Annotated in this window: 12 protein-coding genes; 4 read left to right on the forward strand and 8 right to left on the reverse strand. The window is 70.0% G+C overall.

Annotation, left to right across the window (positions count from 1 at the left end; genetic code table 11):
• Positions 1 to 66 precede the first annotated feature (66 nt).
• The 5 genes from cydC to ABZ420_RS09845 all read right to left on the reverse strand — a co-directional run bounded on the left by cydC (position 67) and on the right by ABZ420_RS09845 (position 7,387).
• Positions 67 to 1,851, reverse strand: a complete 1,785-nt coding sequence (cydC, locus tag ABZ420_RS09825; protein WP_357119597.1) for a thiol reductant ABC exporter subunit CydC — start codon at positions 1,849 to 1,851, stop codon at positions 67 to 69.
• A 76-nt stretch (positions 1,852 to 1,927) separates the two neighbouring features.
• Entirely contained in the window at positions 1,928 to 3,688 is a 1,761-nt protein-coding gene (cydD, locus tag ABZ420_RS09830) for a thiol reductant ABC exporter subunit CydD (RefSeq protein WP_357119600.1), read from the reverse strand.
• A 4-nt stretch (positions 3,689 to 3,692) separates the two neighbouring features.
• Positions 3,693 to 4,724 carry a cytochrome d ubiquinol oxidase subunit II gene (gene cydB, locus ABZ420_RS09835; RefSeq protein ID WP_357119603.1) on the reverse strand — a complete coding sequence of 344 codons (1,032 nt, stop codon included), beginning with the start codon at positions 4,722 to 4,724 and terminating at the stop codon, positions 3,693 to 3,695.
• A 9-nt stretch (positions 4,725 to 4,733) separates the two neighbouring features.
• A complete protein-coding gene (locus ABZ420_RS09840; RefSeq protein ID WP_357119606.1) occupies positions 4,734 to 6,227 on the reverse strand; it encodes a cytochrome ubiquinol oxidase subunit I in 1,494 nt (497 codons plus the stop codon).
• Between the two features lie 239 nt (positions 6,228 to 6,466).
• Positions 6,467 to 7,387 carry an aminodeoxychorismate lyase gene (locus tag ABZ420_RS09845; protein ID WP_357119608.1) on the reverse strand — a complete coding sequence of 307 codons (921 nt, stop codon included), beginning with the start codon at positions 7,385 to 7,387 and terminating at the stop codon, positions 6,467 to 6,469.
• A gap of 134 nt (positions 7,388 to 7,521) precedes the next feature.
• Between ABZ420_RS09845 and ABZ420_RS09850 the strand changes: the two genes are divergently transcribed.
• From ABZ420_RS09850 to ABZ420_RS09865, 4 genes are all read left to right on the forward strand, one after another.
• A complete protein-coding gene (locus ABZ420_RS09850) occupies positions 7,522 to 8,685 on the forward strand; it encodes a folate-binding protein (protein ID WP_357119972.1) in 1,164 nt (387 codons plus the stop codon).
• Positions 8,686 to 8,786: 101 nt separating this feature from the next.
• Entirely contained in the window at positions 8,787 to 9,506 is a 720-nt protein-coding gene (locus ABZ420_RS09855; protein ID WP_357119611.1) for an MOSC domain-containing protein, read from the forward strand.
• Positions 9,503 to 10,456: an asparaginase gene (locus ABZ420_RS09860; RefSeq protein WP_357119614.1), complete on the forward strand. Its 954-nt coding sequence runs from the start codon at positions 9,503 to 9,505 to the stop codon at positions 10,454 to 10,456. The genes ABZ420_RS09855 and ABZ420_RS09860 overlap by 4 nt, the downstream gene beginning before the upstream one ends.
• Before the next feature lie 175 nt (positions 10,457 to 10,631).
• Positions 10,632 to 10,838, forward strand: a complete 207-nt coding sequence (locus ABZ420_RS09865) for a DUF3073 domain-containing protein (protein ID WP_062968610.1) — start codon at positions 10,632 to 10,634, stop codon at positions 10,836 to 10,838.
• 148 nt (positions 10,839 to 10,986) lie between these two features.
• On the opposite strand, the gene purM is transcribed toward ABZ420_RS09865, so the two are convergent.
• From purM to ABZ420_RS09880, 3 genes are all read right to left on the reverse strand, one after another.
• Positions 10,987 to 12,063, reverse strand: coding sequence for a phosphoribosylformylglycinamidine cyclo-ligase (gene purM, locus ABZ420_RS09870; RefSeq protein ID WP_040864733.1), 1,077 nt, complete (start codon positions 12,061 to 12,063; stop codon positions 10,987 to 10,989).
• Positions 12,064 to 12,193: 130 nt separating this feature from the next.
• On the reverse strand, positions 12,194 to 13,882 hold the full coding sequence (locus ABZ420_RS09875; RefSeq protein WP_357119617.1) for an ABC transporter ATP-binding protein: 1,689 nt from the start codon (positions 13,880 to 13,882) through the stop codon (positions 12,194 to 12,196).
• Positions 13,875 to 14,849, reverse strand: a complete 975-nt coding sequence (locus ABZ420_RS09880) for an ABC transporter permease (protein ID WP_245659803.1) — start codon at positions 14,847 to 14,849, stop codon at positions 13,875 to 13,877. Before ABZ420_RS09880 ends, ABZ420_RS09875 begins: the two co-directional genes overlap by 8 nt.
• Between the last annotated feature and the right edge of the window lie 6 nt (positions 14,850 to 14,855).

The following is a 14,855-nucleotide window of genomic DNA, read 5'->3' on the forward strand; positions in this document are numbered from 1 at the left end:
GTGTCCTATGAATATCCATTCGTCGAACCACCTCCTTCCTCGTGTACGAACGAATCTAGCGGCGTGTCAGCGGCTCGGCAACGGAATTTCTCGGTGGGCGGAATCGGGGGCGTCACACGCTGTCGCTCGGGCCGCGAATTCCATTGTGACCAGGCCCGATGCGGTGATCCGGAGCACCGTGTCGGCCTGATGGTCCTCCGGCAGTTGATGTGTGACGACGACCACGATGCGATCGGGTTCCACGATGCCGCTGTCGACGTCCAGCAGGTCGCGCAGCAGCTGCGCCCCGGGCTCGGCCTCCAGGTGCTCCGTCGGTTCGTCGAGCAGCAACACCCGCGCCGGTGACACGAGCGCCCGCGCGAGCAGTATCCGGCGACGCTGTCCGCCCGACACAGCGGCCGCTCCCCCGGCCAGGCCGGTGTGCACCCCCTCCGGCAGCCCGTCCAGCCAGTCGCCGAGACCGACCGTCCGCAACGCCTTCTCAGCGTCTTCGGCGGTCAGATCGCCACGCGCTACCCGCAGATTCTCCAGAACCGAGGTGCCGAACAGGTGCGCGTCCTCGGCGAAGAAGGTGATGCCGGGGCGCGGGGTGTCGAACAACCCCGCCCACTTCATCAGCAGAGTCGTCTTGCCCGCGCCGCTGGGGCCGACCACCGCGATCCGCCTGCCCCGAGGCAGTTCCGGCACACGCGCGTCGTGTAACCGGGCCGAGGGGGCGAGCCTCGTCCGCCGTCCTTCCGGCTCCGAGTCGTACCCGGGCCGGGAGTCACAGGGGTCCGTCGCCGTGCCGGTGGGCGAACCGGATTCGAATCCGTCCAGGCGATGCAGCGCGGCACGGGCGGTCGTCAGGGCCTGCGCCGCTGCGGGCAGCGGGCCGACCGCTTCGAAGGCCGAGAGGGGCAAGAGAACCAGGACGACCAGCGCCATTGGTGTCATCGCGCCCGCGGCACCACCATCGGGGCCGTAGAGGGTGATGCCGATCAGCAAGGCGCCCAGCACGGCGGCGCCGATCGAGAGCGGCGTGGCGGCGGCGGCCCAGGCGCTGCGCCGGGCGGCCCGGTCCTCCGCGGCGACGGCTCGGCGTGACGCCGCTACGGCCGCGTCGAGAGCCGCGTCGAGACGACCGGCGACGCGCAATTCGGCCGCGTGGTCGAGGACTGTCAGAGCCTGCGCGGTGAACTCCGCCCGGTCGGCGCGGATGGCGCGTTCCGCCTCCGACGCCGCCGCGGCCGACAACCACGGCGCGACGATGCCCGACAGGGCCAGCGCACCCGCCAGGATCCCGGCAGCGGGCGGGGAAATGGTGGCCAGGAGCGCGACGGCCGCGACCGAGAGGACGAGGGCGACCGCGACCGGCACGAACACGCGGACCACCACGGCGCCCAGGTCGTCGATGTCACGGCCGACGCGGACCAGGAGATCACCACGGCGCGGCGGCTTCGTCTCCCCGGCGGGCGCATCCGACCGGTCGTGCCCGGTCCGCGGGACCTCGGGCCGGCGCAGCCAGAAATCCGAGCGAGCCAGCGCGCGGTAGACCGTGGTGCGCGCGGTCGTCATGGCGCGCAGGGCCACATCGTGCGTGGCGAGACGTTCCAGGTACCGGCACAGGCCGCGCGAGATGCCCAGCGCGCGCACCGCGACGACGGCGATGCTCAGGTCGAGCACCGGCGGCATCTGCCATGCTCGCGCGATCAGCCAGGCCGCCAGCGCCGCGAGACCGAGCCCGCTGCCCAGCGCCAGCACGCCCCACCCGATCGCCACCGCGACCCGCCCGCGGGACAATTCGAGCAGCGTCCACATCCGGCGCAGATCACCGAACGTCGTGGTGTCGCGTGAAACGGCCCGCGTCATCGCGATCGCCCCTCTCGCCCGTCCCTCGCGTCGGCTCGCGAACCGCGGCCATGCGAGTCGATGATGCTTCGCGCGTTCACCGCAGGATCTCCGCTCGGTCGGCGCGTACCTGGACGACGTGATCGGCGGCGGTCAGCACGGTCGGGCGGTGGCCGATGACGACGACCGTCGCGCCCGCGCGGGCCCGGACCTGGAGGGCGGCCAGCACGGTGGCTTCGGCGGCGGCGTCGAGGTGCGCGGTCGGCTCGTCGAGCAGCAGGATCGGGCGATCGGTGGCCAGCACCCTGGTCAGCGCGAGGCGTTGGCGCTGGCCGAGTGACAGGCCGCTGCCGCCGGGGCCGACCACGGTGTTCCAACCGTCCGGCAAATCCGCCAGCACGGCGTCGAAACCGGTGGCCAGGCAGGCGGCTTCGAGATCGTCGATGACGCGCGCCGGGCCGCGGGCGGCGCGGTCCGCCGTTCGCGCGCCGAGCAGTTCGAGGTTGTCCCGCAGCGTGCCGGGCACCAGCACCGGCCGCTGTGGCAGCCACGCCACGCGCGCCCACCATCGGTCCGGGTCGAGTTCACGGATGTCGACACCGTCGACGGTCACGACGCCACTGTCAGGCGTGATCAAGCCCAGGATCGCCTGCACCGCGGTCGATTTGCCGCTGCCGTTGGGACCGGCGAGCACAGTGAGGGAGCCGGGCCGCAAGACCGCCGACAGACCCGCGGGTGCGTACCCGTCGCGGGCCCGCACCGAGAGATCGCGGAGTTCGACCGTGCCGGGGGCTGCCGCACCCACCACACCGTCAAGGGCCGGGGCCGTGACGTGCCCGCCGTCGACGTGCGCGGCAGGCGTGGACTCGAGAATCGCGAACGCTTTGTCCGCGGCCGCCATGCCGTCCTGGGCGGCGTGGAAACGTTCGCCCACCATGCGCAGTGGCAGGTACACCTCGGGGGCGAGCACCAGCACCACCAAGCCCGCGTAGAGACTCATCTCGCCGAATACCAGCCGCAGCCCGATCGAGACCGCGATCAGGGCCACGCTGAGGGTCGCGAGCATCTCCAGCACCATCGAGGACAGGAAAGCCATGCGCAGCGCCCGCATGGTGCGTTGCCGCAGCGCGTCACCGAGTTCGCGGACGCGGTGCCGCATGGTGTGTGCGGCGGCGTCCGGTTCGGATTCCGCGTGGCCCGTCTCGCGGCCGAGCGCGCGCAACGTCGGCATGCCCGCGAACAGGTCGAGCAATTGGTCCGACAACCGGGTGGTGGCCGCGAGGGTGGCTTCGGCCCTTCCCTGGGTCAGCAGGCCGATGAGGATCATGAAGATCGGGATGAGCGGCAAGGTGATCACCGCGATCACCCCGGAGGTCGGATCGTGGGCCGCGATGACCGCGAGCACTATCGGCGGCACCAGCACCGCCAGCAGCAGAGCGGGTACGTAGCCGACGAGATAGCCGCGCAGCCCGGACAGACCCGTGCCGACGACCACGGCCAACTCCGTTCGGCGCGTGTCGAGTTCGCGAGGCGACAGCCGTGCGCCCGCCGCGAGCACCGCGCCCTCCAACTCCGCCACCACGCTCGCGCCCGCTCGGTGCGCCAGCCGGGACTGCGACCACGTGGCGAGCACCCGGCCCGCGATCACGAGCGCGAGCACGACCAGTTCGACCGTCCACGCGCCGAGCGTGCGCGAACCCGGATCGGTGACCACCCCGGCCAGCACTCGCCCGATCAGCAGCGCCGCCACCACGATCGCCGCGGTGACGACCAGTGACAGCGCGACGCTCAGCGCCAGGTAGCCGCGCGCCGAGCGGGCGTACCGCCACAGGCGCGGGTCGATCGGCGGGCGGGCCATGGCGTCAGTCCCGCACGCGCGGCATGGGCAGGCCGACCGGGGGCGGGATCTGCTCGACGGTGATCCGCTTGCGGAACACCCAGTAGGTCCAGCCCTGGTACACCAGCACGACCGGGGTGGCCAGTGCCGCCGCCCAGCTCATCACCCTCAGCGTGTACGGCGTCGAGGACGCGTTGTGGATCGTCAGGTCGAATGCCGCGTCGATCGTCGACGGAAGCACATTCGGGAACAGTGAACCGAACAGCAGCGCGGTCGCCGCCGCGACGGTCACCGTGGTGCCGGTGAACGCCCACCCGTCACGCTGGGCGAAGTCGGCGGCCGCCGCGACGACCAAGCCGAGTACCGCCAGCGCCAGCGGGATCCAGGTCCAGCCGGTCCCGTAGGACAGCTGGGTCCACAATCCGAATCCGCCGACCACGACCACCGTCGGGGCCAGCAGCAGCCGGGCGGTGCGCCGGGCGTCGTCGCGTACCTCGCCGGCCGTCTTGAGCACCAGGAACATCGCGCCGTGCAGCGCGAACAGCAGCCCGGTCGCCAATCCGCCGAGCAGGGCGTAGGGCCCGAACAAGTCGGCTACCGAGCCCGCGAACTGCTTCTTCTCGTTCAGCGGAACACCGTGCACGACATTGGCGAACACCCAGCCCCAGGCCAGCGCCGGAACCCAGGAACCGATGCCGATGCCGATGTCGCAGCGGGCCCGCCAGCGCGGGTCGTCGATCTTGCCGCGGTACTCGATGGCGCAGATCCGCAGGATCAGCGCGACGAGCACCAGCAGCAGAGCCAGGTAGAAGCCGGAGAACAGGCTGGCGTACCACTCGGGGAACGCGGCGAACATCGCGGCGCCCGCGGTGATCAGCCAGACCTCGTTGGCGTCCCACACCGGCCCGATGGTGTTGAGCACCGCGCGCCTGCGCCGGTCGGACCCCTTGCCCAGGATCGGCATGAGCATGCCGACGCCGAAGTCGAAGCCCTCCAGCACGAAGTAGCCGGTGAACAGCGCGCCGATCAGGACGAACCAGAACTCTTGCAGACTCATCGCCGGCTCCTAGTAGGCGAACGAAAGGTGTTCGACGGCGGGTTCTTCGGCCGTGCGGCCGCCCGAGGTCGGGTCCGTGCCGTGCGGCTCGGACGCGGCGGATGCGGCCGGATCGGGTCCGTGGATCACGTACCGGCGCATCAGGTAGAACCACACGACCGCGAGCGCGCCGTACAGCAGCGTGAAGGTGATCAGGGAGAACAGGACGACACCGGGCGAGTGGTCCGAGACGCCCTGCTGCACGGTGAGGCGCAGGTTCGGGTCGCCGGTGGGGTTGGGCACGACCACCCAGGGCTGGCGCCCCATCTCGGTGAACACCCATCCGGCGCTGTTGCCCAGGAACGGCGTCGGGATGACCAGCAGGCTCAGCCAGGAGAACCAGCGCTGGTCGGGTACCCGGCCGCGGCGAGTGAGCCACAGCCCGGCCAGCGCGAGCAGCGCCGAACCCGCCGACAGACCGATCATGGCGCGGAACGACCAGTAGGTGACGAACAGGTTCGGGCGGTAGTCGCCGACGCCGAACTTCTCGTTGTAGGCCTTCTGCAGGTCGACGACCCCGTCCAAGGTCACGCCGGTGAACTCGCCCTCCGCCAGCCAGGGCAGCACGTACGGCACTTCGAGCACGTGCGTGACGCTGTCGCAGTTGTTGTGCGTGCCGACGGTGAGCACGGAGAAGTCCGGGTCGAGCGCGGTGTGGCACAGCGATTCCGCCGAGGCCATCTTCATCGGCTGCTGTTGGAACATCAGCTTGCCCTGCACGTCACCGGTGTAGACCAGCGCCGCCAGCGACACGATCAGCACCGCGATGCCCGCCCGCGCCGCGGGCCGCCACATCGCTCGCGCCTCGGCGAGTTTCGCCTCGTCACCGCCGCGGGCGTTGCGCACCATCCACCATCCCGCGATGCCCGCGACGAAAGTGCCCGCCGTCAAGAAGGATCCGGCGACCACATGCGGGAAAGCGGCCAGCAAGGTGTTGTTGGTGAGCACCTCCACGATGCTCTGTAGCTCCGCGCGACCGGTTTCCGGGTTGTAGCGGGCGCCGACCGGATGCTGCATGAACGAGTTGGCCGCGACGATGAAGTACGCCGAGGCGTTCACGCCGATCGCGACCATCCAGATCGCGCCCAGATGCAGCAGTTTGGGCAACCGGGTCCAGCCGAAGATCCACAGCCCGAGGAAGGTCGACTCCATGAAGAAGGCGATCAGGCCTTCCAGCGCGAGCGGGGCGCCGAATACGTCACCGACGAACCGGGAGTACTCGCTCCAGTTCATGCCGAACTGGAACTCCTGCACGATGCCGGTCGCCACGCCGAGCGCGAAGTTGATCAGGAACAGCTTGCCGAAGAACTTGGTCAGTCGCAGCCAGTGCTGCTTGCCGGTGACGACCCAGGCGGTCTGCATGGCTGCCACCAGCGGCGCGAGACCGATGGTCAACGGCACCAGAAGGAAGTGATAGACCGTGGTGATGCCGAACTGCCATCGGGAGATGTCCAAGGCGTTCAAGCCGGCCTCCTGCGTATCTACGACGTGTCGTAGTAAGACTACGTCGGAGACAACGGGGAACAATGAGTCCTAGGCCACGCCACCAGCGCTATTGCCGCCCATTTCGCCTGTTTTCCGTGCTCATCGCCACCCCGTGCCCGCCCGAGTAGGACGGAGATCACGGAGCGGCGCGTCGCCACGACAGCGCCGCCCTTCGTGCCCGGCCGACGCGACAACCGATTTCGCGGGCGGAACACCCGTCACCAGTCGCCGATGGCTCCCGCGCGCTCGATGCCGCGATCGACCAGATCGATGATCTCCTGGGCGTTGTCCGGCGCGGACATCCGCAGCCCGTCCAGCGAATTGACCCGTGCCGCAAGCGAGATGCTCGACAGCATCCAGACGCTGTCGCAGGTGAGCAGGTCGGCGGTGAACAGCGAGTCGTAGCGGCAGCGCCAGCCGGCCTTCTCGGCTTCGGCGAACAGCGCGCGCTGGGTGACGCCGGGCAGCACGCCGTTCTTCGCGGGCGGGGTGATCAACTGCTTGTCGCGGGCGATCACCACGGTGGAGCGCGGCCCCTCCAGCACCCGATTCTCCGTGCTGGTGAAGATCACGTCGTCCGCTCCCATCCGCGCGGCGAACCGCAGGGCGGCCATGTTGGTGGCGTACGACAGCGTCTTGGCCCCGAGCAACTGCCAGGGCGCCGCCTGCGCGAGGTCGACCGAGATGCCGCGCGAGAGGCTCACCACGGCGATGCCTTCGGTGCGGGCCTTCTCCACGCGCTCGGGCACCGGCACGACGAGCACGAAAGCCGTCGGCACCGGCACGGCGGCGGCGAGATCGCCGGTCGTGACCTTGTCGGGCGTGCCCGCCAGCTCGGAGTCGCGGCCTCGGGTCAGCACCAGCCGCAGCACACCTTCGCGTTCGCTGCCCCATTCCTTGGCGGCGATCTCCACCGCCTCGCGCCATTTGCCCAGTTCGGGCTCGGGCAAATCGAGCGCCTGCGCGGAGCGGCGCAGTCTGCCTAGATGAAATTCGATCGCGCACGCGACACCCGCGCGCACGAGCACCGTTTCGAACACACCGTCGCCACGCAATACGCCGATATCGTCCGCGAACAACAACGGCGCATCCATATCTCGGACCGCACCATCGAGAGTTACCAGAACTCGATCCACCATGCGACGAGCGTAGGCGGTGTGAGCGGCCAATGCCTATGTCACGGCCGCTTTTGCCAGACCTTTTGTGCAGCCGCACCACAGCGCCCGCCGTAATGCTCGGACAATGCCGATCGGCTATGCCGGACCGCGGCGCCATGGCCCGGTTCGCGCACCGCCGGGCGGACCCGCCTAGAGTGGAGAAGGTGTCCGTGGTCGTTGCGCCCAGCCCCCTGCTCAGTGTGTCGGGAGCCGTCGCGGGAGCGGCGGGTTCGCCCGACGCCGCCGTCGCCTGGCACTACGGCGATCCGTTCGGCGAACAGCGCGCAGCGGTGGAGCGCGCCGCGATCGTCGACCGCTCGCACCGATTCGTCCTGCGCATCACCGGCGCGGAGCGGCTGACCTGGTTGCACACCATCACCAGTCAGCATGTCGCCGCCCTCGGCGACGGGCAGTCCGCCGAGAACCTCGACCTGGATCTGAACGGCCGGGTGCAGCATCACTTCGTGCTCACCGAGCTGGACGGCACCGTCTGGATCGATACCGAGGCCGAGCGCGGTCCCGACCTGCTCGCGTTCCTGCAGAAAATGGTCTTCTGGGCCGACGCCAAGCCGGTCGAAGCCGCCGATCACTCGGTGCTGAGCCTGCTCGGACCGGGAGTCGCCGGCCTGACCGAAGCGCTCGGGATCCCGGCTCTGCCCGGCATGTACGAGGCGGCGCCGCTGCCCGGCGGCGGCTTCCTGCGCCGGATGCCGTGGCCGACGGCGGACTCCTTCGACCTGATCATCCCCCGCGACCGGCTGACCGACCTCTGGACCCGGCTCACCGCGGCCGGCGCCACCCCCGCCGGGATGTGGGCCTTCGAGGCGCTGCGCGTCGCGGCCGTTCGCCCGCGCATCGGCCTGGACACCGACGAGCGCACCATCCCGCACGAGGCCCGCTGGATCGGCGGCGTCCCCGAGCACGGAGCGGTTCACCTGGACAAGGGCTGCTATCGCGGCCAGGAGACCGTGGCCAGGGTGCACAACCTCGGCAAGCCGCCACGGCACCTGCTGTTGTTGCACCTGGACGGCTCGGCGGACGAGCGCCCGGTTATCGGCGACGACGTCACCGCCGGTGGCCGCACGGTCGGCAGGCTCGGCACGGTCGTCGACCACTACGAGCTCGGCCCCATCGCCCTCGCCCTGGTCAAGCGCGCCGTTCCGGCCGATGCCGCGCTGGCCGCCGGCCCGGTGGCCGCGTCCATCGATCCCGATTCGATGCCCTCCGACGACGAGCCGCAGGCGGGCAGGCTCGCGGTCGACCGGCTGCGCGGGCGTTGATCCGTTGACGAAACACCGTTCGGCGTGGGACTTTTCCAGCCGGCACCCACACCCCTGCTCAGCGCCGAGCCTCCACATCCGTGACGAGAGGAGCGCTGCCCATGCGCGTCGGTGATACCGGCGAGGTGCTCGCCGCCTGTGTCGTGCACGCCGACCTCGAGGTGCCGACCCGGGTGGGTCGAACCGCTATCGACAAGCGACCGGTGGCGGGGCGGGTCGCGGTGCGCGCGCTCGGCTTGGACGGCGACCACGTCTGCGACACCAAGCATCACGGTGGCGTGCATCAGGCCGTCTACGCCTATGCCGACGAGGACGCCCGTCGCTGGGGCACGGAACTCGGCCGCACCCTGCCCGCCGGGTGGTTCGGCGAAAACCTCCGGGTGGGTGGACTTCCGGTCAGCGACTCGGTGATCGGCGCGCGCTGGTCGGTCGGCGACACTCTGCTGGAGGTCAGCGCTCCGCGCGTGCCGTGCGCGACGTTCCAGCACTGGAGCGGCGAGCCGCAGTGGGTCAAACGGTTCGCCCTGCGCAGCGACACCGGCGCCTACCTGCGGGTGCTCGAAGAGGGAACGATCGCGGCGGGGGATCGGATCTCGGTGGTGCACGTCCCCGAGCACCGCATCACCGTCCGCGACCTGTTCACCGGCGCCGATCTCGACCTGTTGACGATCCTGCTCGCCGATGAGCCGACCATCTCCGACGACGTGCGCATGCAGGTCGAACGGCACGCGCGCAGGCATACCAACGCCGCACGGGCCGCGGCGCACCGGCACGCGGCGGCAGGCCGCACCGACGACATCGGCACGGGAGCGCAACTGTGAGTGTGGAACTGGTCGAAGTCGTCCGCTCGGGCTTCCGCGAATGCGTGCATCGCGGCTCCGTAGTCGTGCTCGACGCGGCGGGCGAGCCCACCCTCGAGCTCGGCGAAGTGCATCTGCCGATCTTCCCGCGTTCGACGAACAAGCCGATGCAGGCGATCACCCTCCTGCGCAATGGGTTCCAGCCGCTCGACGACGCCGAACTGGCCATCGCCACCGCCTCGCACTTCGGCGAACCGGACCATGTCACGCTGGTGCGAAGGCTGCTGGACCGCATCGGGCTGCCCGACTCGGCCCTGGCGTGCCCGCCCGATCTGCCGTACGACGAACGCGCCCGCGCCGCGGCGCTCGCCGGCGGGCAACAGCCCCATCCGATCTACATGAACTGCTCCGGCAAGCACGCGGCGATGCTCGCGACCTGTGCGATCAACGGCTGGCCCACCGAGGGCTACCAGGACCGGACGCATCCGCTCCAGCGCGCGGTGATCGCGACGGTGGCCGACCTGACCGGCGAGCCGGAAGCCGATCTGGGCATCGACGGCTGCGGACTGCCGATCATCCCGGTCTCGCTGGTCAACCTCGCGCGGGTGTTCGCGACCATGGCGACGGCCGATCCCGGCACCCCGGAACGCCGGGTCGCCGACGCGGTGCGCGCGCATCCGCGAGTGATTTCCGGCACGAACGGGGCCGACCTGCTGGCCATGCAGGCCACCCCGGGACTGGTGTGCAAGATCGGCGCGGACGGTGTGCACGCAGGCGCGTTGCCGGACGGATCGGCTTTCGCGTACAAGATCGAAGACGGTCACGATCGGGCGCGAATGCCGCTGACGCTGGCGATTCTGCATCGGATGGGGATCGAGTGGACCGATGCGCACGCGGAGCTCGCGGCGCCCGCGGTGCTCGGCGGGGGCGCCCGAGTCGGTGTGATTCGCGCGATACCCGGCGTGGTCTAGGAATTCCACGGCGGGGCGACAAGCGGGCAAACGGCACCGGTTCCGGAGTTCTTCACCCACTCCTGGAAGCGAGACCGCCGGACACACGCTAAAGTGTCTGTCAGGAAGAGTATTAATTCGAACGGGGCCGCCACCAAACCCCAGGCCGCCCCGCTGTGACGCGAGGGGGTCAGCCATGGGCCGTGGCCGGGCTAAGGCAAAGCAGACCAAGGTCGCGCGCGAGCTGAAGTACAGCTCGACGCCGACCGACTTCGCGAGCCTTCAGCGCGAGCTTTCGGGAAGCCCCACCTCCCAGCGGAGTGGTGTGCTGTCCGATGAGCACGACGCGGACGACTCTTTGTCCCGATGGGACGAGGACGACTACGACGACTGGCGCCGCTGACTCGGATTTACGTCTGAAGGGGGAGGCCGGCGGGCCTCCCCCTTCGATCGTTGTCGCGGGTTGACGTCACAGGCGCCGAAAAGGCTTGCAACACAACAGAGTCCCGCATCGAACGATCATGCGGGACTCTGACGTGTCTTCGCCGCGATCAGAACCGCGGATGCTCCCCGACCAGGACGGCGCGCACGGCGTCGGCGTCCTTGGCCTTCTTGACCGTGCCGAGCGTCCAGCACTCGATGTGCCGCGCGGTCAGCACCGCCAGTGCCCGGTCCACGTCCTCCGGGGCGACGACGGCGACCATGCCGACGCCCATGTTGAACGTCTTCTCCATCTCGGCCCGCTCCACCCGGCCGCGCTGGGCGATCATCTTGAACACCGGCGCCGGGTTCCAGGTGCCGCGATCCAGTTCGGCCACCATGCCCGCGGGCAGCACCCGGGCCAGGTTCGCCGTCAGGCCGCCGCCGGTGACGTGGGCGAAGGTGCGCACATCGGTCTCGGCGATCAGCGCCAGGCAGTCCTTGGCGTAGATCCGGGTCGGCTCGAGTAGCTCCTCGCCCAAGGTGCGGCCGAATTCCTCGACGTGGCCGGTGAGCGACATGCGGTCGATGTCGAGCAGCACCTTGCGGGCCAGGCTGTAGCCGTTGGAATGCAGCCCCGAGGACCCCATGGCGATCACCACGTCGCCGGGACGGACCCGGTCGGGACCGAGCACCGCGTCGGCCTCGACCACGCCGATGCCGGTGGCGGACAAGTCGTAGTCGTCCGGGTCCATCAGCCCGGGATGCTCGGCGGTCTCGCCTCCCAGCAGCGCGCAACCGGCCCGCACACAACCCTCCGCGATACCGGAGACCAGTTCGGCCACCTTCTCCGGGACGACCTTGCCGATGGCGATGTAGTCCTGCAGGAACAGCGGCTCCGCGCCGCAGACCACGAGATCGTCCACCACCATGGCGACCAGGTCGAGGCCGACGGTGTCGTGCTTGTCCATCGCCTGGGCGACCGCGATCTTGGTGCCGACGCCGTCGGTGGAGGCCGCCAGCAGCGGTTCCCGGTAGCCGCCCTTCAACGCGAACAGCCCGGCGAAACCACCGAGGCCGCCTTGGACCTCGGGCCGGGTCGCCTTCTTCGCCAATGGCCCGAACAACTCGACTGCGCGGTCACCTGCCTCGATGTCCACGCCTGCCGCGGCGTATGAGGCACCACCACTGGGGGTCTGTTCAGTCATCTTCGGGGAAAGCTCCAAACCGAATCGGCGGATAGATGCCTGCTCACGCTACCGGAGCCGGATAACGACCCCGCACCGGTGTTGGCTCGCCCTCTTGACAATAGGGCAGAACCAACCGTAAAGCGGACGATCAGTCCGTCTCGTTCCCGTCGAGCCGCCCGGCCTGCTCCCGGCGGCGGCGTTGCCGCACCGGGTCGGGCACCGGCACCGCGGCGACCAAGCGCCGGGTGTACTCCTCCCGCGGCGCGCGCAGGATGCGATCGCGATCACCCTCCTCGACCACCGCACCGTCGCGCAATACCACGATCCGGTCGGCGAGCTGATCCACCACCGCCAGGTCATGGCTGATGAACAGGCACGCCCAGCCGCATTCGCGCTGTAGCCTGCCGAACAGCTCCAGCACCGCCGCCTGCACCGAGACGTCCAGCGCGCTGGTCGGCTCGTCGGCCACCAGCAGGTCCGGGTCGAGTACCAGAGCGCGGGCCAGGCTCGCGCGCTGACGCTGCCCGCCCGACAACTCGTGCGGGTAGCGACCTTCGACACCCGCGGGCAAACGCACATCGTCGAGCAGTCTGCGCACCCTGGCTCGGATCTGCGCGGAGCTTCCGGCCTTGTGCACCAGCAACGGCTCCGCCACGCACTCCCCCACGGTGAGCCGGGGGTTCAGCGAACTGGCCGGGTCCTGGAAGACGAATCCGAAGCGCCGCCGGATCGGCCGCAGCTTGCGCTGCGACAGCCCCGCGATGTCCTGCCCGCGTACCCGCACCGTCCCGGAGGTCGGCCGTTGCAGCGCCGCCACGCAGCGGCCGATGGTCGACTTGCCCGATCCGGATTCACCGACCAAGCCCAGCGTCTCGCCGGGCGCGATGCGCAGGCTCACCCCGTCCACGGCCCGGAACCGCGGCCTGCCGAACGAGCCGGGGAATTCGACCACCAGGTCGCGGACGTCGAGCACCGGATCGGTCGCGGTTCCGGTGCGGTCGGATGGCCCGTGTTCGATCTGTCCGGCGCCCAGGTGTGGCACCGCGGCCAGCAGGGCGCGGGTGTACTCGGCCGTGGGCCGGGCGAACAGCTCGTCCACCGGCGCCTGCTCGACCACCGCGCCGTCGCGCATCACCACAACGCGGTCGGCGATGTCGGCGACCACGCCCATGTTGTGGGTGATCAGCACGATCGCGCTGCCGATCCGGTCGCGCAGGTCCCGCAGCAGGGCGAGGATCTCGGCCTGCACCGTGACGTCCAGCGCCGTCGTCGGCTCGTCGGCGATGATCACCTTCGGCTCGCAGGCGATGGCGATGGCGATCATCACCCGTTGTTTCTGTCCGCCGGAGAGCTGGTGCGGGTAGTAGTCCACCCGGTGCTCGGGGTCGGGCAGCCCCACCAGGCGCAGCAGCTCCACCGCGCGTGCCTTCGCGGCCTTCTTGGTCATCTCGGTGTGCGCCCGCAGCGCCTCGCCGATCTGGAAACCGACGGTGAACAACGGGTCCAGCGCCAGTCCGGGTTCCTGAAACACCATCGAGATCGCACCGCCGCGCAATGCGGTGAGTTGCTTCTCGCTCATCGCGGTGACCTGCTCGGTGCCCAGGGTGACCAGGCCGGCCACGGTGGCGGTCGCGGGCAGCAACCCCATCGCGGTGCGCGAGCTCACCGACTTGCCCGAACCGGATTCCCCGACGACGGCCAGCACTTCGCCCGGATAGACCTGGTAGGAGACGTCGGTGACCGCGTGCACGGGCCCCGCGTCGGTGGCGAAGGTGACCGACAGCGATTCGACGGACAGGGCGGGGCGGCCCCGGTCGGCCGCGGAAGACTCAGGCATCGGTCACGTCCTTTCCTCCGCCCGGCGCGACGCCGGGTGCGCTCGCCACCGCCGCCGCGCGACGAGTGCGCAGGATGGGGTTGAGCACTTCGTTGAGGCTCTCGCCCACCAAGGTCATGCCGAGCACGACGAGCACGATGGCGACGCCGGGGAAGACACCGGTCCACCAGATGCCGTTGGAGACGTCCGACAGCGCTTTGTTCAGGTCGAAGCCCCACTCCGCGGCCTGGGTCGGTTCGATGCCGAAACCGAGGAAGCCGAGCCCGGCCAGGGTGAGGATGGCCTCCGATCCGTTGAGCGTGACGATCACCGGCAGCGATTGGGTGACGTTCGCGAGGATGTGCCGGAACAGGATTCGCGTGGTCGACGCACCGGTCACCCGGGCCGCGTCGACGTACGGCTCCTGTTTCACGGCCACGGTCGCGTTGCGCACCACGCGGAAGTACTGCGGCACGAAGACCGCGGTGATGGCCACCGCCGCGGACAGCACACCGCCCAGGCTGGTCGAGCGGCCGCCCGCGACCACGATGGACACCACGATCGCCAGCAGCAGCGTCGGAAACGCGTACATCGCGTCCATGAATAGCACCAGCAACCGGTCCGGCCACCGCCCGGCATAGCCGGACAGCAGCCCCAGCGGCACCCCGATCAGTAGCGAGAGCACCAGCGAGATCGCGATCACCCACAGTGCGGTGCGCGCGCCATAGATCACCCGGGAGAACACGTCCTCGCCACGCACCGAGGTGCCGAACCAGTGTTCGGCCGACGGCGCCTGCTGGCGGGCGAACTCGACACCGTCGGCGGCGCTCTGGGCGAACCCGTACGGCGCGATCAGCGGAGCGAGAACGGCGGCCACCACGAAGACGCCGACCAACGCGAGCCCGAGGATCAGCGTCGCGCGCTGCAACCCCGCGGTCATCGCGAACAACCGCAGGCCGGGTACGCCCCTTCGCGGCGCGGACGGCATGACCGG

The sequence above is a fragment of the Nocardia sp. NPDC005745 genome, assembly GCF_040630775.1.
In the GTDB taxonomy this organism is placed as follows: Bacteria; Actinomycetota; Actinomycetes; order Mycobacteriales; family Mycobacteriaceae; genus Nocardia.

What these genes read in the sequence shown, in the direction of transcription:
- cydC (WP_357119597.1), bottom strand. Translation starts at nt 1,851, where the DNA reads ATGACGCGGGCCGTTTCACGCGACACCACGACGTTCGGTGATCTGCGC.
- cydD (WP_357119600.1), bottom strand. Translation starts at nt 3,688, where the DNA reads ATGGCCCGCCCGCCGATCGACCCGCGCCTGTGGCGGTACGCCCGCTCG.
- cydB (WP_357119603.1), bottom strand. Translation starts at nt 4,724, where the DNA reads ATGAGTCTGCAAGAGTTCTGGTTCGTCCTGATCGGCGCGCTGTTCACC.
- ABZ420_RS09845 (WP_357119608.1), bottom strand. Translation starts at nt 7,387, where the DNA reads ATGGTGGATCGAGTTCTGGTAACTCTCGATGGTGCGGTCCGAGATATG.
- ABZ420_RS09850 (WP_357119972.1), top strand. Translation starts at nt 7,522, where the DNA reads ATGGCCCGGTTCGCGCACCGCCGGGCGGACCCGCCTAGAGTGGAGAAG.
- ABZ420_RS09855 (WP_357119611.1), top strand. Translation starts at nt 8,787, where the DNA reads ATGCGCGTCGGTGATACCGGCGAGGTGCTCGCCGCCTGTGTCGTGCAC.
- ABZ420_RS09865 (WP_062968610.1), top strand. Translation starts at nt 10,632, where the DNA reads ATGGGCCGTGGCCGGGCTAAGGCAAAGCAGACCAAGGTCGCGCGCGAG.
- purM (WP_040864733.1), bottom strand. Translation starts at nt 12,063, where the DNA reads ATGACTGAACAGACCCCCAGTGGTGGTGCCTCATACGCCGCGGCAGGC.
- ABZ420_RS09875 (WP_357119617.1), bottom strand. Translation starts at nt 13,882, where the DNA reads ATGCCTGAGTCTTCCGCGGCCGACCGGGGCCGCCCCGCCCTGTCCGTC.
- ABZ420_RS09880 (WP_245659803.1), bottom strand. Translation starts at nt 14,849, where the DNA reads ATGCCGTCCGCGCCGCGAAGGGGCGTACCCGGCCTGCGGTTGTTCGCG.